Raw genomic sequence first — 21,860 nt, forward strand, 5'->3', positions numbered from 1 at the left:
TTTTAATGGTATCTAAATCTAATTTTTATTCTATATCAAAAACAGCGTTAATTACTTGTCTTTGTCTTCTTTTATCTCTGGTGCTGGATCCTGGTGCAGGAACTGAACTGTATGGTCTTGAGCACACTTCTAATTTCACTAAATCCATGCGTTGTGCCATGTGCGTCCAAGCCCCCATATTTTTAGGTTCCTCTTGTGCCCAAACGTATTTTTCAACGTTGCTATAACGATTAATCACGCCTTGTATTTTATCTAAATGAAGCGGGAACAACTGCTCTATTCTTACCAATGCTACATCTTCCCTGCCCAACGATTCTCTTTCTTCCAACAAATCGTAATAGAATTTACCGGTACAGAACACCAATTTCTTTACGTTTTCTGGGTTTACAGTATCGTCTATAACTTCTTGGAAGTTCCCAGAGGTTAACTCGCTAATGGACGACACTGCTTTTGGGTGACGCAATAAACTTTTTGGTGTGAAGACAATTAACGGCTTACGGAAATTGCGCTTCATTTGGCGACGCAGCAAGTGAAAGAAGTTTGCCGGTGTAGTACAATCCGCCACAACCATGTTGTCGTTTCCGCACAACTGAAGATAACGCTCAATTCTGGCAGACGAGTGCTCTGAACCTTGCCCTTCGTAACCATGTGGCAACAATACCACAATGCCGTTTTGCGATTTCCACTTGTCTTCGGCAGCCGATAAATATTGGTCGAAAATAATCTGTGCACCGTTACTAAAGTCACCAAACTGAGCCTCCCAAATAGTTAATGTATTTGGGTTGGCCAATGCATAACCGTAATCGAAACCTAACACGCCATACTCTGATAAAAACGAATTGTAGATGTACATTTCGCCTTTATTCTCTGGGTTGGTATTTAGTAGGTTGATACGCTCTTCAGACTTTTCGTCCCTTAAAATAGCATGACGGTGGCTAAAGGTACCACGCTCCACATCCTGACCTGAAATACGCACGTTATAGCCTTCTTCCAACAAACTTCCGTAAGCTAAAGTCTCGGCCATACCCCAATCTAAAGTATCGGTTTCGAAAACCATTTTGGCACGACCTTCCAAAATACGCTCAGCTTTTCTTAAAAACTTAACGCCATCGGGAACTGTGGAAACTACTTTTGAAATGTTTTTCAACTTAGATTCATCGTAGCCAGTTTCATCCGATTCCAACATCGCCTCAATGCCTCTACGTTCGAACCCTTTCCAACGCTCTTGCATAAACTCTCTTACTTTGGACGACTCAGCCTCTTTCGATTTTTCGTATTCCGACTCTAAAGTGTCTTTAAATTCACTTACAATACCATCCACATAATCTTTATCTACCGTATTTTCAGCAATTAGCTTATCGGAATAAAGTTTAAATGGATTCGGGTGTTTTGAGATTTCTTTATATAATTTAGGTTGGGTAAATCGAGGTTCATCCCCTTCGTTATGCCCATATTTTCTATAGCCCAACAAATCGATATAAACGTCTTTTTTGTAACGCATTCTGTATTCCAAAGCCAATTCAACAGCGTGAACCACAGCTTCAGCATCATCAGCATTAACGTGCATAACGGGCGAAAGGGTTACTTTGGCCACATCGGTACAATAGGTACTGGAACGGGCATCGAGGTAATTGGTAGTAAATCCAATTTGGTTATTCACCACAATATGAACCGTACCACCGGTTTTATAACCGTTTAATTGGCTCATTTGGGCCACTTCGTAAACCACACCTTGACCTGCAACTGCAGCATCACCATGAACGATAATAGGAATGATTTTAGAATCGTCGCCATCATAATCGTTATCGATTTTGGCTCGGGTAATTCCCTCGGCCACTGGAGCAACGGTTTCTAAATGCGACGGGTTTGGCACCAAATTCATCTTGATATTTTTACCGTTTTGGTAGGTTTTATCAAGCGTTAAACCTAAGTGGTATTTTACGTCGCCATCAATATTTTCATCTTCGAAATCCAAACCATCAAACTCATTGAACAGTTCGTTTAACGGTTTTCTGAAGATATTCACCAAAGTACTCAATCGGCCGCGGTGTGCCATCCCTAAAACGCACTCTTTAACCCCATATTTTTCTGAAGCATAAAACAGCACGTTGCTAATGGCTGGAATCAACGACTCGCCTCCTTCAAGCGAAAAACGCTTTTGCCCTACATATTTGGTTTGCAAAAAGTTTTCGAAGGTTACGGCTTGATTTAACTTTGATAGAATGTATTTCTTTTTATCAACCGAAAAATTAGGTTGATTATCATTTAAATTCAATTTTTCCTGCCACCACGCAATCACTTCCGGGTTACGCAAGTACATATATTCTACACCAATAGAGCTACAATAAATACGCTCTAAGTGCACTAAAATCTTACGTAGGCTTTGCGCACCAATACCTAAAATTTCACCGGCATTAAAAACGGTATCCAAATCGGCTTCTGTGAGTCCGAAATTTTCAATATCTAAGGTTGGCGAGTAGGTTCTTCTGTCGCGAACAGGGTTAGTTTTGGTAAACAAATGCCCCCTCATTCGGTAGCCATCAATAAGTTTGATAACTTGGAATTCCTTTTGAAGATATTCTGGCATTTGGGCCGAAACACCCTCTACAATTTCACCATCCAATCCGTAGTTTTCACTGCCAAAATCGTAACCTTGGAAAAAAGCTCTCCAACTTGGCTCTACGGCATCGGGGTTTTCAAGATATTGTTCGTATAAATCTGCAAAAAATGCGGTATGTGCTGCGTTTAAAAATGAAAATTTATCCATTGTTTGTTTTAATCCCGTGTAGGTTTAGTCAAAATATTTTTCAAAAATACAACATTTGGTAAAACTAGAAGTTGGTTTAACTATATTTATAGCACGAAAACTTGTTAAATAAACATGTTTTAATTATTTGTTAATTTTTTATCAATTCCTTACTTTTATGAATGCATTTTTCTCAATTAACAAAAAATACATATTGCTTTTTAGCATCTTCTCGTTTTTTACCTCCGTTGGAATATCTCAAAGCAGCAACAATGCGTTTTGGGAAAACGTTCGTTTTGGTGGCGGCCTTGGCTTAAACTTTGGCGACAACTTTTTTAGCGCTACCGTTGCCCCGAGTGCTATCTATCAGTTTAACAGTACGTTTGCGACAGGTTTGGGACTAAACGCGACATTTAACAATCAGAAAAGTGTTTATAAATCTACCATCTTGGGAGGCAGCTTAATTGGGCTTAGCAATATTTTAAACGTGCTTCAGCTTTCGGCAGAATTTGAACAATTACATGTTAACCGAAGATACAATGTAAACCTGAATACCGAAGACGACAGTTATTGGTCGCCCGCCCTATTTTTAGGAGCTGGTTACAGAAGCGGCAACGTCACCTTTGGGGTGAGATACGACGTGCTGTACGACAGTAGCAAAAGTATTTATGCCGACCCTTGGATGCCTTTCGTACGGTTTTATTTCTAAGTTTTTTCAGCTAGAATAACGCTCTTTAAACCACACTTTTTGCCATTCGCGCTTTAGGATTAAAAACGAAACGTCTTCCGAAAGTTTCAGCACATCTTCACCATCCAAAGCTTTAACGGCATGTTCCGAAACATCGATGATATAAAGTAAATTGAGGTATTCGGTAAATTTTTCTTGAATGAGTTTATAAACGGTTTCGTGAAGCATCAATTTTAAGCTGGAAGGCAAAATATCCTCATGAAAATCTAAATCGATATTAGCCAAAAGGAAATCTTTATTGAGCTGAAGAATCAATTTTTGGTATAAATTGGATTGATTGGCTTCCACAATCAAATCCTCAAAAGTTGCTGGCAATTGCATCATACAGTGCGATTCATTAAACTAACACCAAAACGTTTTAAAAGCTCTTTTTTACCTTCTGAAATATTCAAGCTTTCCAAAGTTTTGAATGCCTTTTGCGTGTATTCATCAATCGCTTTTTTTGTGGCTTCAGCTGAGCCGGAAGACACAAAAGCCCTTTTAGCAACCTCAATTTTAGCGTTGGTATCTTTTGGGGTTTCCGAAAACAAAGCCATTAATTCTTTCCTTTCAGTTTCATTTGAAAACTCCAAGGCTTTCAAGTACAGATAGGTTTTTTTGTTTTCTATAATATCGCCGCCCACTTGCTTCCCAAAAGTTTCCGGGTCTCCAAAAGCATCTAAGTAGTCGTCCTGAAGCTGAAATGCAATTCCCAAGTTTCTACCGAACTCATAAATGGCTTGCTGGTCTTCATCTGACGCTTTAGCCACAATCGCTCCCATTTGCAGCGCAGCCCCCACTAAAACGGCCGTTTTGTACTCAATCATTTTGAGATACTCAGGAACCGACACATCGTTTCGGGTTTCGAAATCCATATCGTATTGTTGGCCTTCGCAAACCTCCAATGCCGTTTTACTGAACAACTTGGCCAGCGCCTGAAACGTGATTGGTTCGTAATTCTCAAACAATTGGTAAGCCATAATCAGCATGGCATCGCCAGAAAGAATCCCCGTATTGACATCCCATTTTTCGTGCACAGTTTTTTGGCCTCTGCGCAGTGGAGCTCCGTCCATAATATCGTCGTGCACCAACGAAAAATTATGGAACACTTCAATACTCAATGCGGCATTGAGGGCTTCTTTGTAATCTCCGTTAAAAATTTCGGCAGCCATTAATGTTAACACTGGTCGCAGGCGCTTCCCTCCTAAATTTAAAATATAATCTATGGGACGGTAAAGGTTTTCGGGTTCTTTTGCTGTGGCGTATTCTTTTAAATAAGCAACAACATGCTGTTGGTATTCTTCTATTGAAAGCATGAAACAAAAATCGGTTTTTGTCGTCATTATACAAAGTAAAAAACAACAATATTAAATTATCGTTAAAACTCAGAAAACTTTTTTTGTTTTTAAAGTTTCCTATTGTACTTTTGCCTCCAAATTATGAAGGAAGATATTTTAAAAAGTGCTGTTGATTTATTTTTAAACTATGGGTTTAAAAGCGTGACCATGGACGATATAGCCAGTGCCCAAGGCATCTCAAAAAAAACGATTTATCAATATTTTGAAAACAAAACGGTTCTTGTTGAAGAGGCCGTTATGTATTTGTTCCAAACCATTTCGAGCGGCATTGAAGACATTCGCGACTTAGAGAAAAACCCTATTGAGGAGATTTTGGAAATCAAAGAATTCTTGATGCAACATCTAAAAGATGAAAAATCGTCGCCCCAATATCAGTTGGAGAAATACTACCCAAAGATATTTAAGGACATTAAAGAAAAACAATTTTGCGTTATGGAAGATTGCGTAGCCTGTAACCTGGAGCGTGGCGTAAAACTTGGCCTATACCGAAAAAATATTAATATCGATTTTATCTCTAAAATCTATTTTACCTGCATGATTGCCCTAAAAGACAAAGAACTTTTCCCTTTAAATAATTACTCAATGCTAACACTCAACAACAATTATTTAGAGTACCATTTGCGTGGTATTTGCACCCCAGAGGGCCTTAAACAATTAGATCATCATTTAACAACAAATCAATCATAAAACATGAAGCACAAACTCATTTTAATCTTTGGTTTTCTATTGGCTTTAAAAGGATTTTCACAAGAAACCCCAACCCAATTCTCAATACAGGAAGCCATTGATTATGCCTTGGAACATAATCGAACGGCCAAAAATGCCGCCCGCGACATTGAAGCCGCAAAAAAACAAAAATGGGAAACCACAGCAACGGGTTTGCCTCAAATTGATGCAAAAATTGACTACCAAAACTTTTTAAAACAACAGGTATCGCTAATTCCTGCAGAGTTTTTTGGAGGAAACCCCGGCGAGTTTCAGGACGTTATCTTCAGTCCGAAACAAAACATGACGGCTACAGCCACCTTAACCCAAAAGATTTTTGATGGTTCTTACCTTGTTGGGCTACAATCGGCTAAAGTGTTTTTGGAAATCTCAAAAAACGCCAAGGAAAAAACTGACCTTGAAGTTAGGAAAGCGGTTATTGAAGCTTATGGCAATGTGCTTATGGCCGAAGAAAGTGTAAATATTTTACAACGGAATATTAAAACTTTGGAAAAAAACCTGTTCGAAACCCAAAAAATTTACGAAAACGGATTGGAAGAACAGGAAAGCGTGGAACAGCTTCAAATCACCCTTTCGGGTGTGAAGAGCAACCTAAAAAATGTAAGCCGCTTAAAAGATTTAGCATACCAAATGCTGAATATCAACTTGGGCCTCGACATTGATAACCCAACGGTGTTAACCGATAAATTGGAACAATTAACAGCACAAAACATTACCTTGGATTTGCTCGCCGCCGAAGAAAGCGTTGAAAACACCATCGATTACCGAATTGCAGAAAACGACACAAAATCGAAAGAGTTGCTTTTAAAACTTGAAAAAAGCAAAGCGCTCCCTACTTTAAATTCATTTATCAATGGAGGTTATTCGGGTTTTGGTAACGAGTTTAATTTTGCAAACAGCGACCAAGATTGGTTTGGCTTTTCTTTATTTGGCGTAAGTTTAAATATTCCCATTTTCAGTTCATTGGGAAGAAGTGTCGCTACGCAACGTGCCAAAATCAACTTAGAAAAAGCCAAAGATGATCTTACGGAAACCGAGCAAAAAATCAGGTTACAAATTGCTTCCGCGAAAAGCGATTATCAATACGCCGTTGAAGATTACGACAACAAAAAGCAAAACCTAAACCTTGCCGAACGCATTGAAGCGAAAAACCAAACTAAGTTTTTTGAGGGTGTGGGCTCCAGTTTCGAACTGCGCCAAGCTCAAACCCAACTCTATTCGGCGCAACAGGAATTTCTTCAAGCCATGCTCGATGTCATCAATAAAAAGGCCGCTTTAGAAACCGCGCTTAATACCATTAACTAATCACCAATCAGAAAAACACTAAAAATGAAACATACATTTTCTTTAATCATAATCGCGCTGCTTTTAGTATCCTGTGGTGGCGAAAACAAAAAAAACTCTGTTGAAAACGTTTTAGAAAGCAATAATTTAGAAACCATTCGCCAAAAACGTGCGGAATTGGTTAACGAACAGGAAATGACCAACAGCAAAATAAAGCAGTTGGACGCCGCCATATCAAAATTAGATACGGTAAGACACGTACCGTTAATCACAACATTTTTGGCAAAGCAAGAAGTTTTTAAACACGTTCTGGAAATCCAAGGTAACGTTACCACAAAAAACCTTTTAGTAATCACCCCAGAGTACAACGGTATTTTAACACAGGTTTACGTAAAAGAAGGACAACGCGTTAACAAAGGGCAACTACTTGCAAAAATAGATGATGGCGGACTTAGCCAGCAGCTGGCTCAATTGCAAATTCAAACCGATTTAGCAAAAACCACCTTCGAGCGCCAAAAGCGTTTGTGGGAACAGAACATTGGTAGTGAAATTCAATATTTACAGGCTAAATCAAATTACGAAGCGCAACAGGAAACAGTCAACCAACTTAAAAAACAAGTGGCCAAAACTAGTGTAACGGCTCCATTTTCTGGTACTATCGACGATGTTATCACCGAACAAGGTAGCGTAGTTGCAGCTGGGCAAACCCCTTTAATGCGCTTGGTAAACCTCAACGATATGTACATTGAAACCAGCGTACCGGAAAGCTACATCCCCGATGTTACCAAAGGAAAACACGTTGTGGTCGAGTTTCCTATTTTGGGCGAAAGCGTTGAAACCGAAGTGCGCCAAGCCAGCGATTTCATCAATCCGGACAACAGAACATTTAAAATCGAAGTGGGGATTCCCAATAAAAACGAAAACATCAAGCCCAACTTAACAGCAAAACTGAAGATTAACGATTACACCAATAACGAGGCTATTTTGGTACCGCAGAGTATCATTTCAGAAAATGCCAATGGCGAGCAATACGTTTACACCATAAAAGATAAAAATGGAAACAACGAGGGCGTTGCCAACCGCGTTATTGTTAAAACGGGCAAAACCCAAGGCGATGTCATTGAAATTTTAGAAGGTGTTAGCAATGGCACCGAAATTATCAAAGAAGGCGCTCGAAGCGTTAAAGACGGACAAACCGTTAAAGTGATTAACTACTAACCGGAAGACTAATGACTAACAAAAAGAACAAAAAACAAGTCGATAAAGAATTTGGTTTGTCGTCGTGGGCCATCAACAACAAAACCACGATGTATGTACTTATTGCTGTATTCTTCTACATTGGTGCATCTGCATTTTTCGATATGCCCCGAGAAAATTTCCCCGAAGTAAACGAGACTAAAATCTACGTGAGTTCGGTGTTTCCTGGAAATACGGCTGAAGACATTGAAAAACTCATTACAGACCCGCTTGAAGACAAGTTAAAAACGGTGAGTAATGTGGTAGAAATCACCTCTACTTCCCAAGAAGATTACGGAATGATTATGGTCGAGTTCGATGAAAACATCACCGTTGAACAAGCCAAACAAAAGGTTAAGGACGAAATTGACACCGAAACCTCTGGTGAAGATTGGCCAACCTTTAACGGTGCCAAAGTAGAACCCGACGTGTTCGAGTTGAGCCTTTCGGAAGAAATGCCCATTTTAAACATTAATATTTCTGGCGATTATCCTATAGAAAAACTAAAGGAATACGCCGAATACCTTCAAGACGAAATTGAAGATTTATTGGAAATTAAAAAGGCCGATATCCGTGGTGCTCAGGAAAAAGAAGTTGAAGTAGCGGTTGATATTTACAAAATGATGGCTGCCAAAGTAACCTTTGGCGATATTATTGGCGCCATAAATAATGGCAACGTTACCATGTCTGCCGGAAACTTAAAAGCTAGTGGGCAACGACGCACCATCCGTATTTTAGGTGAAATAGATAAGCCTTCCGATTTAGAAAATTTTGTTGTAAAATCAGAAAACGGAAACGCCATTTACCTAAAAGATGTGGCCCAAGTATCGTTTAAAGAAGAAGACAAAACCACTTATGCGCGCGAATACGGTGAGCCCGTTGTGATGCTCGACGTTAAAAAACGCGCCGGAAAAAACATGGTGGCTGCGGCCGAACAAATTCAAGTTATTGTTGAAGATGCCATTGAAAATGTATTTCCGCAAGACTTAAAAGTGAGCATCACCAACGACCAATCTTCCGTAACCATTGGCCAGGTGGACGATTTGGTAAACAACATCATTTTCGGGGTACTATTGGTAGTAACCGTTTTAATGTTCTTTTTAGGATTTAAAAACGCCATTTTCGTTGGTTTTGCCATCCCGATGTCTATGTTCATGTCGCTCATGATTCTGAACATTTTTGGCTATAGTTTGAATACCATGGTGCTTTTCGGCTTAATTATGGGCTTAGGTATGCTGGTGGACAACGGTATTGTGGTAGTTGAAAACGTGTACCGATTGATGGATGAAGAAGGCATGAGCCGTATTGAAGCCGCCAAAAAAGGAATTGGAGAAATTGCCTTTCCTATTATCATTTCTACGGCAACTACGGTAGCTGCTTTTATACCGCTGGGGCTATGGCCGGGCATTATGGGTGAGTTTATGATGATTTTACCCATCACATTATCCATTGTTTTAGGGTCATCGTTATTCGTAGCCATATTTTTCAACTCGGTATTGGTTTCCCAATTTATGAATACCGAAGACAAAGACATGCCTCTAAACAAAATAATCAGAACTACGGTTATCATGGCCGTTCTCGGCATACTGGTATTCATTACAGGTGGCGAGTACCGTGCACTGGGAACGCTTATGGTATTTACCGCCATTATGCTTTGGGTGTATCGACTGTTTTTAAGAAAATGGGCAAACAACTTCCAGACCAAAACCTTGGTAAAATTGGAAAGATGGTACGAAAGTCAGTTACGATGGGCCCTTTCAGGTAGAAAGCCCTATTTTTTAAGCGTCGGCATATTTCTGTTGCTCATTGTTTCGTTTATTACATTCGGAATTTCATTGGCAACGCAACGTACCAAAGTCGAGTTTTTCCCAGACAATAAGCCCAACCAGATTATTGTCTATATTGAATACCCTCAAGGTACGGCCATTGAAAAAACCAACGCCATTACCAAGGAAATTGAAAAACGGGTCTATAAAGTTATCAGCCAAGATCAATACCAAGACAACGGCTACAACTTTTTGGTAGAAAGTGCCGTATCGCAAGTTGGCGAAGGTGCCGGGAACCCTCAAACCGATGGCGGTTCTGCTGCCGAAATGCCTCATAAAGCAAAAATTACGGCCTCCATGCGCGAGTACAAATACCGTCGCGGGGAAGACAGTGAGCTGTTGCGTCAAAAAGTACAGGAAGCCTTGGTGGGCATTTATCCGGGAGTTTTAATTTCAGTTGAAAAGGATGCCAACGGTCCGCCAGCAGGTTCGCCCATCAATATTGAAATTGAAGGTGACGATTACAACGAATTGATTGCCGTGGCCGAAAACATGCGCGAGTTCATCAACACCAAAAATATCCCGGGAATTGATGAGCTTAAAATTGATGTGAATAAAGACAAACCATCAATGCAAGTTTCGGTAGACAGAGAAAAAGCAGGCGAATTAGGAGTAAGTGCCGCACAAGTGGGCCAACAATTGCGAAACTCCATTTTTGGAGCTAAAGCCGGCATTTACAAAGAAGGTGGTGATGATTACGACATTTACGTGCGTTTCAATCAAGACAACCGATACAACACCAGTGCGCTGTTCAACCAGAATATCACTTTTAGGGATAATACCGGGCAGTTGAAGGAGATTCCACTTTCGGCAGTTTCAAAATACGAAAACACTTCAGGGTTCAGTGCCATCAAGCACAAAGACACCAAGCGAGTGGTAACGGTGTATTCTGCATTGGCACCGGGCTACACAGATGCACAGGCAATCGTAAACCAAATTCAAAACGAAATGAAAAGTTTTGAAGAACTTCCCGAAGGCATTAAAATTGACTACACCGGACAGATTGAAGAACAGCAAAAGCAAATGGCCTTTTTGATGGGAGCGTTTTTTACTGGTCTTGGGTTGATTTTCTTTATTTTGATTTTCCAATTTAACTCCGTTTCAAAACCTGCCATCATTATGTTGGCTATTTTCTTAAGTTTTATTGGAGTATTTGGTGGATTGGTTATCACCGGAAAAGCCTTCGTTATTATGATGACCATGGTAGGTATTATTTCACTTGCCGGAATCGTGGTAAATAATGGGGTGGTGCTGCTCGATTACGCACAACTGCTGATTGACAGAAAGAAAGCGCTTAGAGATTTGGAAGACGACCAATATTTAACCAATGAAGATCTGTTTGAAAGCATTGTAAAAGCAGGAAAAGCACGTTTGCGCCCGGTGTTACTTACAGCCATTACCACCATACTAGGTTTAATCCCATTGGCTATTGGTTTGAACATCAACTTCTTTTCGCTGTTTAAAGATTTTAACCCCAATATTTACATGGGTGGAGATAATGTAGTATTTTGGGGTCCGTTAGCATGGACAGTAATTTACGGATTATTAATTGCTACTTTCTTAACACTAATAATTGTACCCGTTTTGTTTTTCCTTTCAATGAAATTGAAAATGTGGTTATTTAAAAATCGTGTTGCCAAACAGGAAGAACCTCTTAATGAAGAAGTTTTTAATATGGATAAAAGGCTAGAGTAACATCTAGTCACAGTTTAAAGCAACAGCTTTTAGTTGCTTTAAAGAGATCCTTTTTCTTAGATAAAAAAGGATTAGTTAATAGCGAAGAAAAGCCCCAACAATTGTTGGGGCTTTTTGATTTCACTGAGTGGCCGAAAACTTTTATCTACCCTATTGTAATTACAAAACAGAATAAAATCACTTTTAACATTACATTAAATAACATTTAAAGCTCTGCCTACTTTGGTGAAAGCTTCTACGGCTTTATCGATGTGCTCTGTATCGTGCGAAGCAGAAAGCTGTACTCGGATTCTAGCCTTTTCTTTGGGCACAACTGGATAGAAAAAAGCAATTACATAAATACCTTCGTCCAGCAATTGTGCAGCAAATTCCTGTGCCAATTTAGCATCGTACAACATCACCGGAACAATGGGATGTTCACCAGGAATGATATCGAATCCCGCTTCGGTCATTTTACTTCTGAAACGCTTGGTATTGTTCTGTACTTTTTCAATTAAATCGGTTGAAGTTTTCAACTTATCAAGTACAGCAATTGAAGCTCCTGCAATGGCAGGCGCCAAAGTGTTGGAAAATAAATATGGTCGGGATTTTTGTCTTAGCATCTCCACTATTTCCTTTTTAGCCGCCGTAAATCCGCCGGAAGCACCTCCAAGGGCCTTTCCGTAGGTTCCGGTGATGATGTCTATCCTGCCCATAACGGCTCTGTATTCGTGGGTGCCACGACCTGTTTTCCCAATAAATCCTGTAGCGTGGCACTCATCAACCATCACCATGGCTTCGTATTTTTCGGCTAAATCGCATATTTTATCAAGCTGGGCAATGGTGCCGTCCATAGAAAACACGCCATCGGTAACAATCAATTTTCTTCTCGCTCCCGAAGCAGCTTTCAACTGTTCTTCCAACGCTTCCATATTATTGTGCGAATAGCGATACCTTGCAGCTTTGCACAACCGGATCCCATCAATAATAGAGGCATGGTTTAATTCATCTGAAATTATGGCGTCTTCCTTTGAAAGAATAGGCTCAAAAACCCCACCGTTGGCATCAAAAGCAGCAGCGTAGAGAATACAATCTTCCATGCCTAAAAACTCTGCGGTTTTTTGTTCCAATGCTTTGTGGATATCTTGCGTACCACAAATAAACCGTACCGACGACAGGCCAAAACCATGCGTTTTCATGGCCTCAATACCAGCTTCAACCACATCTGGATGTGATGATAGCCCCAAATAATTATTGGCACAAAAGTTAAGTACTTCACCACCAGCCGTGGTCTTGATTTCGGCGCCTTGTGGCGTAGTAATTATGCGTTCCTTTTTATAAAGTCCAGATGCTTTTATGTCGTTCAGTTCGTTTTCAAGTTGTTGTTTAACCGTTCCGTACATATTTCTAATATTTTAATGATTATAGACTGTTTTTTATGTAGCCATCTTCTCCTTTTGTTCAATTTAACATTTTGAGCCTTTAAAAGCGTTTTTTTTGATTTTTCATGGTATATCCCTTATTAATTCTCAAATAAAGCCAAACAGTTTATAAAGATAAATTTAATTTACTGATTTGACAGTCCATCTTGGAGAGAAAGTTTTTACCGATTCAAACAACCTTTACCTGCGTTCATTTATATGTTTTCATTCATTGAATAAAATGCTTAAAAACAAAAAACCTGCAAGCCAAATAAGTATTTCGCCTACAGGTTTTTAAAATTCAACAAACTAAAGTTTATATCTCAACCTTATGAATAATCATTAGGCTGTAAATAAACCTTGTACTATTTGGCAATGTTAATTATGATTACCATCCTGGGTTTTGGTTAAGGTTAAAATCTGGAATAATTGAAGTATCTTTAATTGGAATAGGGAAAATAAGAAACTTGTCTTGCCATGCATTACGTCTTTCTGTTACAAAACGCTTGTAATCAAAATCATTTCCGTTTTTAATAACCTCCATACCTGTTACCAACTTGTCAGTTTGATCAAGTATTTTCCATCTTCTTACATCCCAAAAGCGATGTTCTTCGATAACTAGCTCTACTCTTCGTTCGTTCCTGATTCGCTGTCTGAATTCGTCTTGCGACAAACCAGTTCGTAAATTTGGCATACCGGCTCTTTGCCTAATGGCATTAATGGCATTGTAAGCCTCTGTTGTAGGCCCATTGGCTTCATTCTCTGCTTCTGCATAATTAAGATAGATTTCTGCTAAATGATATTTTTTCCATCTTGATTGAGCATTTTGTCTATTTTGAAGCTTAGGGTCATGAAACTTTCTTAAGTAGTATCCTGTATGGGTATTCTTTTTATTTGGAGGTGTTTTTTTAAGCGCATCTGCTCCTCCTGCAAAAGTTTCCACCACATGAATCCTTCCTGCGATATTGTCGTAAAGTGCTCCGTTATACCAAACAGTTGCGTAAAATCTAGGATCTCTCCCTTCATAAGGATTATCTGGATCGTATCCTGATTCTGTGTTAATTATGGGTTCTAGGTGATCTTCATCGTTGTAACCTAAAATAGCAGGTTCTCCAGTTGTTACCATATCATAGCTATCCACCAATTCTTGGGTAGGTGTTACCCCTACCTTAAACTGACCTGGCATGCTAGGTAGTGCGTTTGTGTTTCTAAAGCTAGGGTGCCCATTGGTCATTCGTTCAAATATGGTTTCTCTATCTCTTGGAGATGGGTTCACGTCGGATCTTGAGAAAAAATACTCTTCATAATCAGGGAAAAGCTGATACTCACCTCCTTGTGTTAATGCATCCAAAGCCTCTTTTGAAGCAGTTGCAGCAGCTTGCCATTTAGCGGTATTGTTTTCAGGATTCCATAGTGGGCTAGCATTGTAAAGCAGAGCTTGCGATTTTACTGCATGAGCTACGGCTTTGGTAAAACGTCCTCGTTCTGGCTCTAGTGTTATCCTAATTGGTAAGTTTGGATTGGCTATAGCTTCATCACAATCATTTACTATAAAATCGATACACTCCTGGAATGTAGGCCTAGTTAATGATGTATAATCGAAAGCCGGCGAAAACGGTTCATCGACTATTGGCATTGGTCCATATTGTTTTATCAACTCTAAATAATAAAATGCTCTTAGTAATTGTGCTTCTGCTTTGTACCTTTCTCTATCTTTTTCGGCGCTAATATTGGCAGTTTCAATATTTGCCAAAAATACATTGGCATTTCTTATTCCTGTCCAGAATGTATTGTAATGATTCTTTCCGTGACCAGCAGGGCCATTTTCCAAAGGGTTGAAGCTGGGCGTCATGGACCCAGTTATCCAAATATTCGCAATATTACCGGGTGTGTTCCCTACATCGGCATCTTGGCATTCATCGGTAACTCCTGCCAAAAATGTAAAAAAGTGATAATAATAAGAATAAGACGGAATGCTGGAATAAACAGTATTTAAATATGCTTCAGTATGGTTTTCGTCTTGAAACACATCATCTAAGGTTAACCTGCCATCAGGTGTTATATCCAATGCTTTGTCGCAACCCAGTATGAGTGCAGCACTAACTAGTATGTATAAAAATTTATTTTTCATTTTTCTATTTTATTTTTAAAATTTTACATTAACCCCTAAACTGTAAACTTTAATAAGTGGATATGTAAGTCCGTTAGCAGCTTCAGGATCGTAATTTTTGTTTGGTAGTTTATCCCAAGTTATCAAGTTTAAACCATTTACGTACAGCCTCATGTTTGCCACACCTTTTAAAGGTACTCGGTATCCTATTTCTAAGTTTTTTAACCTCACATAACTGGCATCTCTTATAAAAAAGGAATTTTCAATTTCACTTGGCGAAGGCTCTGTACTTAATCTAGGGAAACCGATGTGTTCTCCATTTGCAGCACGCTCGGGCGTCCAACTAGACAAATGTTGGCTAAAAAAGTTGTTTTGCCCGCTGGCGTAAGTACCTCTACCTCTATAAAACTTGTCTACATTAGCAACACCTTGAACCAACACACTCAAATCGAAGTTTTTATAAGTAGTACTTAACCCCAAACCGAATGAGGTTTCGGGCACGGTGGAAGCCCCTATAGGAGCAATATCTCTTTGATCAACAACACCATCGCCGTTAAGGTCTTTATATTTAAAATCTCCCGGTCTGGATTCATGCCCTCCAACAATTTGTTCTGGCGAGTTATCGATTTCTTCCTGTGTTTCAAAATATTTTTCAACCACATACCCAAAATTCTGCCCAATTCTGTAACCTGTTTGCCTGTACCTGTATGCATAATCTTCTGGGAGCAAGGGTTCATCTGCAAATTTTTGCTTGTTTGTGGCGTAACCAACAAATGCCCTTCCTCTAACAAAAAAGTCTGGCGAAAATGCTTTTTTGTAATTAAGTTCTACCTCAAATCCTTTGTTCTCTACAACACCAATGTTAACAGGAGGCAAGGTTCCGTTGGGCAATCCGTTTAGAATTGGAATGGTTCCTCTATTCCTTAAAATATTGTCTCGATTTTCAGTAAACACATCCACTATTAAATCAAATGCATTTAAAAAGCCCATTTCAAAACCAATATTTACTTTTTTGGCTACTTCCCATTGTAACTCTCCATTTTTCAGCTGGTTGATCGCTATTCTTCGTCCTTCGTTCAAACTTGAAGAATATCCTCCTCCGTTTACTGAAATATCATCCAGGTAAAGGAACCTGTCGTTTCCAATACGGTCATTACCTACCTCACCGTAAGATCCTCTAATTTTTAATCGATCTATACCTTTTACATTCCAAAACTTTTCTTTTGAGATTAACCAACCGGCAGAAACAGCTGGAAAAAAACCAAAACGTCTTCCAGGTGCAAACTGTTCTGACCCGTTATAACCAGCATTAAATTCAAAGAAATACTTACCATTGTACCCATACGTAAACCTTGAGGACACCCCAATAAGGTTATAAGGCAACTGTTCATTGATTATTCTTTTCTGGTGCTGATAAAGCACAAGAGCACTAACATCGTGCTTTTTAAAAGACCTCTTATAATTTAAATATGCCTGGAAATTGGAAAAACTTTGAAACGACCGGCTTCCGGTAATGTTAAGAGGGGTTTCTACATCGTCAGAAAAATTTCTGTAGTAAATCGTATCTTTTCCTGTCGTTGTTTGTTCTATAACTTGAACTTCACGCACATAATTTTTATTGGCATCTAAATTATTGGTAGCCCTAGTATCAAAAGACATTACTGCCTTGGCCGACAATCCTTTAGTGATAAAGTCCAATTTTTGCTCTATTCCAAAAGTAGAGGTTATATTGTTTCGTGTTTGCTGTCTATACCCCGTTCTGTTAAGCAGACCGTATGCTGGGTTAGGAAGTTCAGGAGTTGTTACTACAGCACCACTTGGAGATGTTGGCCCAGGCACATTTGATGGTATATCTAAAATACCCGCCAATATATTAACAGATGGGGAGGTACCTCCTTGTCCTGTAGATGCTGTACTCACAGAAAATGGCGAATTCTGTTTTTCAACGTAACCAGCCAAGTTTAAAAATGCTTTTAGACTTGGGTTTACCTGCATATCAATATTAGACCTAAAATTATAACGATCTAACTTAAAACTAGGGTCGTAATCTAGATTCTTTTCAGTTCTAAATAACCCTCCTTGATTTAAATACCCTGCATTAACATAGTACTTAACAGCCTTACCTGCACCAGAGATATTAAGATTTACCCTCTGTTGCTGAGCAAAATCTTCCATTAAAAGACCTGCCCAATCGGTATCGGGATATCGTTCTGGATCAGAATGTGTTCGGTATGCCTCCAACGCTTCGGCTGAATAAGCATCTCCTAGGCCGTCATTGTTTTGAGCCAAATTTCGCAACGTGGCAAATTCAAAAGCGTTTACTGGTTTTGCTACTCGAGTAAAACTCTGAACACCCGACTCTACCGACAAATTAACCTCTGGAATTTCAGAACTTCCGCGCTTAGTAGTTACCAAAATCACACCATTAGCCCCCCTAACTCCAAAAATTGCCGTCGATGATGCATCTTTTAAAATGGTTACCGACTCTACTTCGTTTGGATCCATATAGGTTAAATCACGCTCTACCCCATCTACCAAAATAATTGGAGATCTGGCATTGATGGTACCTTGCCCCCTAATAAAAAGCTGGGTAACGTCTCTCCCTGGTTCACCAGATGTTTGAATTGATGTAAGCCCAGGTAATCGTCCAGCTAGCGTAACTGCCAGGTTTGCCGCTGGACTTTGCTTAAGTTCTTGGGTGCTAATTGAAGATATTGCTCCTGTTACGGTTGCTTTCTTTTGTTCTCCAAACCCTACAACTACAACTTCTGATAGTTGCTCACTATCTTCAGCAAGCTTAAAATCAATTTTATTCCTTCCATTAACAGCCTCCTCTATGGATTGGTATCCAATAAAGGAAACTTGCAATACAGCATCGGGAGCTGCTTGGATACTATAATTGCCATCAAAATCGGTAACCGTTCCCTTTGACGTTCCTTTTACCATTATAGTTGCTCCTGGCAATGGCAAATTACTTTTCTCGTCAAGAATAACTCCTTTAACTTCAAGGAGCTCCTGTCCATATATTGAGCCGCACCAAACCGTGCTCAATAGGAGCATTAAATAAAATTTTGTTAGTTTTTTTCGCATTAGTCTGTTTTTTATATTTACAATAGTTGGCAAAACATCATCTTAACATAGAGCTTAGAAGTGTGGACCTACAAACAACCCTGTAGTTAATTGATATTTTTTGTTAATTTTCGGTTAAATTATAATTTCCAAAACCTTGAGGCATCCTGCCCTTTTGGGTATAAATGAAAAACCATAAACTTTACTAGGCTCTACAAAAAATATCAAACAACTGAAAATCAAATAATTAACGTTTAAAATTAATGCTTAAAATATTTTTTTAAATATTCAGAAACAAAGCTTTTAGTCCCTCAAAATTGAAGCACTAAAACATTCGGTTTTCTTCAAGGTGAATTGTCAACAAGCAAAAAGTGAATGGGCCAGCCCCCAATAGTATAGACAGGATTAAACAGGATGCTAGTACTTTCTAAATAGATTAATTTTAGTGTTTGTAAAAGCAACACTCTTTTATGGATGCGGTTATAACTTACTTACCTCCCCAAAAAGTCTCTGAATGATTATGCTAAATACAACAACTTTATAGACAAGAATTAATATAACAACTACTATTTGCCATGATAAAAACAAATGATTACGGATTAAAGTTTAGTTTAATACTCATGAAGTTCATACCCCCAATTCTTATGCTTCTTTTTTTTACAAATTGTGGCCAAAATAACACCCATAAAGTTCACCATAGTGTTAACATAAATCAGCTTTACACATCGCATTTAAACTTTGATTGGCAAATAGAAGGGCTAAAAAAAAATAAGCAAAGTGCTTACCAAATTATTGTGTATGCCCAAAACCCAAACACAAAGAACACTGCCAATGTCATTTGGGATTCTGGAAAAACAGAAAGCAAACAACAGGCTAGCATACCTTACTCCGGGCCACGTTTAAAAGGTGGATCAACTTATTTATCTGAAGTCTTAATTTGGGACGAAAGCAATACCGTTTCCAAAAGCGAACCGCAGCCATTCATAGCGCCTTTAAAATACCCTGAAGACTGGAAAGCCAATTGGATTACTTATGATTATGTGCCCGAGGCTGCTTTACCCATATTTAGAAAGTCATTTGAAATAAACCCGAGCACACCCATTGATTTTGCAAGATTACACATTGCCGCACCTGGGTTTTATGAAGCCTACATTAATGGCAAAAAAATAGGAAAGAATGTTTTAGATCCAGCACAAACTAATTATGATGATTATGTTTTTTATTCGACTTATGATATTCCTGTAGAACAGTTAACCCCCTCAAACGTTATGGGTGTAATGCTTGGAAACGGGTGGTACAATCAAAACTTAGTTTGGTCAAAAGCCATGGCTTACGGCCAGCCAGTTTTCATTGCCCAATTAGAAGTACATTATACCAATGGCCAAAAAGAAATTATTGAAACCAATAGTTCCTGGAAATGGCACGAAGGGCCAATAACTTTCACAAACATATACGCCGGCGAACACTATGATGCCAGAGCAGAAGTAGAAAATTGGCTAAGCCCCAACTTGGATGCCACTGGGTGGATTAATGCCAAACCATCAAAAAATCACCCCACAAAAATCATAAAACAATTTGCCCAACCCATAAAGGTTATGGACAGTATTGTTCCCAAAAAAATTAAGCCTTCAGAGAATGGCTCTTATATTTTTGATTTTGGGCAAAACTTTACCGGATGGGTAAAATTGCAAGTAACAGCTAACAAAGGCCAAGAAATAACTATGCGCTTTTCTGAAGAGCTAGATAAAAGAGGACAAATGGACTTTAGATCTACCGGTGTAAAGGCCACAAAAAATATCCAAACTGAAAAATACACGGCAAAGGGCACTGAAATGGAAACTTGGGAACCTCGATTTACCTATCATGGTTTTAGATATGTAGAGGTTTCTGGATTAAACAAACAGCCATCTAAAGACCTCTTAACAGGTATGGTGGTTTACTCTTCAATGAATGAAACGGGGCAATTCCACTCGTCTGAACCAAATATTAATAAACTGCACGAATTAACCAATTGGACATTAAAAAGTAACTTACAAGGCATACCCACTGATTGTCCGCACCGAGAAAAATGTGGATGGACCGGTGATGCCCATGCCTTAGCAAAAACATTGATCTATAATTTCGATTCCCAAAAATTCCTAACAAAATATATATTCGATATGAGGTCTTCTGGGCGTAAGGCTCAAAGAGAGCTTTATTTTGGAAGAAACTTTCATGACCGTAGCATTATTACAAAACCAAAGGGCATTACCACCATGATTGCTCCAGGCAGAAGGACAAGCGGTGTAGCCTCTCCCGATTGGGGAACAGCCATTGTTCAACTACCATGGTATTTGTATTTGCATTATGCAGATAAAGCCGCCCTTAAAGCATTCTACCCAGACATGAAAACTTGGGTTGAGTATGTTCATGCCAAAAACGAAAATGGCATAATACCCCACGGCTTAGGCGACTGGTGCCCTCCAGGCGGCAATGTAAACATTGATTGCCCTGTTCCTATTAGCTCGTCTGCCTTCCATATTCTTGATGTGTCTATAATGAAAAAGACAGCTGCCGCATTAGGTTTAATAGATGATGAAAAGCATTATTCAGAAATGGAAAAAAATCTTGTTTCAAGTTTCAATCAAACTTTTTTAAACAAAGAGTCAATAACTTACGGCAGCCAAACCGCTAATAGTTTGGCTTTAGACATAGGAATTGTACCAGAGCAATACCAAACTGGCGTAGCCAAGGCCATTGTTGATGAAAGCCACAACAAATTTAACGGATTTTTAAATACTGGCATTTTTGGTATCTCTAGAATTTTTAAAGTATTGTGCGAAAATGGTTTTGAAGACGAAGCCTATAGACTCCTTTCGAAAAAGGGGAACCACAGTTTCGAAACCTTGTGGCAACACTACGATGCCACCACTTTATGGGAAATACTTCCAACCAGCACTGATGATGAACTTTACGATGTTTTAATGCTTCGTTCGCACAACCACCCCATGCAGGGCGGGTTTGATGCTTGGTTTTATTCTGGTATTGCAGGCATCAACCCTTCTGAAGAACAACCTGGATTCGAAAAAATTATACTCAAACCCTATTTAACAAAACAATTGCAGCATGCTGAAGCCTCTTACAACACAAAATACGGGACTATAGAAAGTAAATGGAAAAACGAGAACGATACTTTTATATGGGAAATCCGAATCCCTAAAAACAGCTCTGCTGAAGTATTTCTTCCTACTTATGGCAAGAACGTTTCCTTACTTATAAATGGAGAGAGCGTAAATTTGAATGTTTCAAAAAGCATGTTCTCATCAATAGGAACTTTTGAAGATGGACATTATATTGTTGAAATGACACAAAAAAAGAACTAACAACCTGCAAAAGCGCAGCCAAGTACATTTAAATTTTTGTCATCAATTAACCGAGGCGCTAATAACATTCTATTTAGCACAAGTTCGATATAACCATTTATCCTTAAACCACATCATTAGCAAATTAATGGACTGTATCAAGTTGAGCGGGTTGAAACCGAATTGAATTATCGTTTTTCTCTCCTTTCAACTTGTGCTTTGCAAGGTACTTTAAAAAACATTTTTCTTTTCAACCAATCAAGGCTACAACAGCCTATTTTATTCAAAATACTGGCGCAAACACTGAATTTTTAAAAATAGATCTCACGTTATTTAATATCT

12 protein-coding genes are annotated in these 21,860 nt (G+C 38.9%); 6 read left to right on the top strand and 6 right to left on the bottom strand.

Annotated elements, in window-relative coordinates:
• Positions 1-25: 25 nt before the first annotated feature.
• Entirely contained in the window at positions 26-2,767 is a 2,742-nt protein-coding gene (locus tag ABI125_14415) for a 2-oxoglutarate dehydrogenase E1 component (GenBank protein XCF05898.1), read from the bottom strand.
• Between the two features lie 157 nt (positions 2,768-2,924).
• On the opposite strand from ABI125_14415, the gene ABI125_14420 reads away from it, so the two are divergent.
• Positions 2,925-3,455, top strand: a complete 531-nt coding sequence (locus tag ABI125_14420) for an alpha-ketoglutarate decarboxylase (protein ID XCF05899.1) — start codon at positions 2,925-2,927, stop codon at positions 3,453-3,455.
• A gap of 6 nt (positions 3,456-3,461) precedes the next feature.
• Here the strand turns inward: ABI125_14420 and ABI125_14425 are convergent, their stop codons facing one another.
• Positions 3,462-3,815: a hypothetical protein gene (locus ABI125_14425; GenBank protein ID XCF07915.1), complete on the bottom strand. Its 354-nt coding sequence runs from the start codon at positions 3,813-3,815 to the stop codon at positions 3,462-3,464.
• Complete coding sequence (locus ABI125_14430) at positions 3,815-4,789, bottom strand: polyprenyl synthetase family protein (GenBank protein XCF05900.1); 975 nt, start codon at positions 4,787-4,789, stop codon at positions 3,815-3,817. The genes ABI125_14425 and ABI125_14430 overlap by 1 nt, the downstream gene beginning before the upstream one ends.
• Positions 4,790-4,912: 123 nt before the next feature.
• Here ABI125_14430 and ABI125_14435 point away from each other — a divergent pair, with 123 nt between their 5' ends.
• The 4 genes from ABI125_14435 to ABI125_14450 are packed head-to-tail and all read left to right on the top strand — an operon-like array spanning position 4,913 to position 11,598.
• On the top strand, positions 4,913-5,518 hold the full coding sequence (locus tag ABI125_14435) for a TetR/AcrR family transcriptional regulator (protein ID XCF05901.1): 606 nt from the start codon (positions 4,913-4,915) through the stop codon (positions 5,516-5,518).
• Between the two features lie 3 nt (positions 5,519-5,521).
• Positions 5,522-6,862, top strand: a complete 1,341-nt coding sequence (locus ABI125_14440) for a TolC family protein (GenBank protein XCF05902.1) — start codon at positions 5,522-5,524, stop codon at positions 6,860-6,862.
• 24 nt (positions 6,863-6,886) lie between these two features.
• The gene (locus tag ABI125_14445; protein XCF05903.1) at positions 6,887-8,059 is read left to right on the top strand and encodes an efflux RND transporter periplasmic adaptor subunit; all 1,173 of its coding nucleotides are present in this window, start codon (positions 6,887-6,889) and stop codon (positions 8,057-8,059) included.
• An 11-nt stretch (positions 8,060-8,070) separates the two neighbouring features.
• Complete coding sequence (locus ABI125_14450) at positions 8,071-11,598, top strand: efflux RND transporter permease subunit (protein ID XCF05904.1); 3,528 nt, start codon at positions 8,071-8,073, stop codon at positions 11,596-11,598.
• 194 nt (positions 11,599-11,792) lie between these two features.
• On the opposite strand, the gene kbl is transcribed toward ABI125_14450, so the two are convergent.
• The 3 genes from kbl to ABI125_14465 form a co-directional block, all read right to left on the bottom strand.
• Positions 11,793-12,980, bottom strand: a complete 1,188-nt coding sequence (gene kbl / locus ABI125_14455) for a glycine C-acetyltransferase (protein XCF05905.1) — start codon at positions 12,978-12,980, stop codon at positions 11,793-11,795.
• A 406-nt stretch (positions 12,981-13,386) separates the two neighbouring features.
• The gene (locus tag ABI125_14460; protein XCF05906.1) at positions 13,387-15,129 is read right to left on the bottom strand and encodes a RagB/SusD family nutrient uptake outer membrane protein; all 1,743 of its coding nucleotides are present in this window, start codon (positions 15,127-15,129) and stop codon (positions 13,387-13,389) included.
• A gap of 15 nt (positions 15,130-15,144) precedes the next feature.
• The gene (locus ABI125_14465; protein XCF05907.1) at positions 15,145-18,198 is read right to left on the bottom strand and encodes a TonB-dependent receptor; all 3,054 of its coding nucleotides are present in this window, start codon (positions 18,196-18,198) and stop codon (positions 15,145-15,147) included.
• 554 nt (positions 18,199-18,752) lie between these two features.
• Here ABI125_14465 and ABI125_14470 point away from each other — a divergent pair.
• Positions 18,753-21,539, top strand: coding sequence for a family 78 glycoside hydrolase catalytic domain (locus ABI125_14470; protein XCF05908.1), 2,787 nt, complete (start codon positions 18,753-18,755; stop codon positions 21,537-21,539).
• The last annotated feature ends 321 nt before the right edge of the window (positions 21,540-21,860 follow it).

It is taken from the genome of Tamlana crocina, assembly GCA_040429635.1.
GTDB classification, from domain to species: domain Bacteria; phylum Bacteroidota; class Bacteroidia; order Flavobacteriales; family Flavobacteriaceae; genus Flavisericum; species Flavisericum crocinum.

Bases quoted from the DNA above. Each gene is read 5' to 3' on its own strand.
- ABI125_14415 (XCF05898.1), bottom strand. From the start codon at position 2,767: ATGGATAAATTTTCATTTTTAAACGCAGCACATACCGCATTTTTTGCA.
- ABI125_14420 (XCF05899.1), top strand. From the start codon at position 2,925: ATGAATGCATTTTTCTCAATTAACAAAAAATACATATTGCTTTTTAGC.
- ABI125_14425 (XCF07915.1), bottom strand. From the start codon at position 3,815: ATGCAATTGCCAGCAACTTTTGAGGATTTGATTGTGGAAGCCAATCAA.
- ABI125_14430 (XCF05900.1), bottom strand. From the start codon at position 4,789: ATGCTTTCAATAGAAGAATACCAACAGCATGTTGTTGCTTATTTAAAA.
- ABI125_14435 (XCF05901.1), top strand. From the start codon at position 4,913: ATGAAGGAAGATATTTTAAAAAGTGCTGTTGATTTATTTTTAAACTAT.
- ABI125_14440 (XCF05902.1), top strand. From the start codon at position 5,522: ATGAAGCACAAACTCATTTTAATCTTTGGTTTTCTATTGGCTTTAAAA.
- ABI125_14445 (XCF05903.1), top strand. From the start codon at position 6,887: ATGAAACATACATTTTCTTTAATCATAATCGCGCTGCTTTTAGTATCC.
- ABI125_14450 (XCF05904.1), top strand. From the start codon at position 8,071: ATGACTAACAAAAAGAACAAAAAACAAGTCGATAAAGAATTTGGTTTG.
- kbl (XCF05905.1), bottom strand. From the start codon at position 12,980: ATGTACGGAACGGTTAAACAACAACTTGAAAACGAACTGAACGACATA.
- ABI125_14460 (XCF05906.1), bottom strand. From the start codon at position 15,129: ATGAAAAATAAATTTTTATACATACTAGTTAGTGCTGCACTCATACTG.
- ABI125_14465 (XCF05907.1), bottom strand. From the start codon at position 18,198: ATGCGAAAAAAACTAACAAAATTTTATTTAATGCTCCTATTGAGCACG.
- ABI125_14470 (XCF05908.1), top strand. From the start codon at position 18,753: ATGATAAAAACAAATGATTACGGATTAAAGTTTAGTTTAATACTCATG.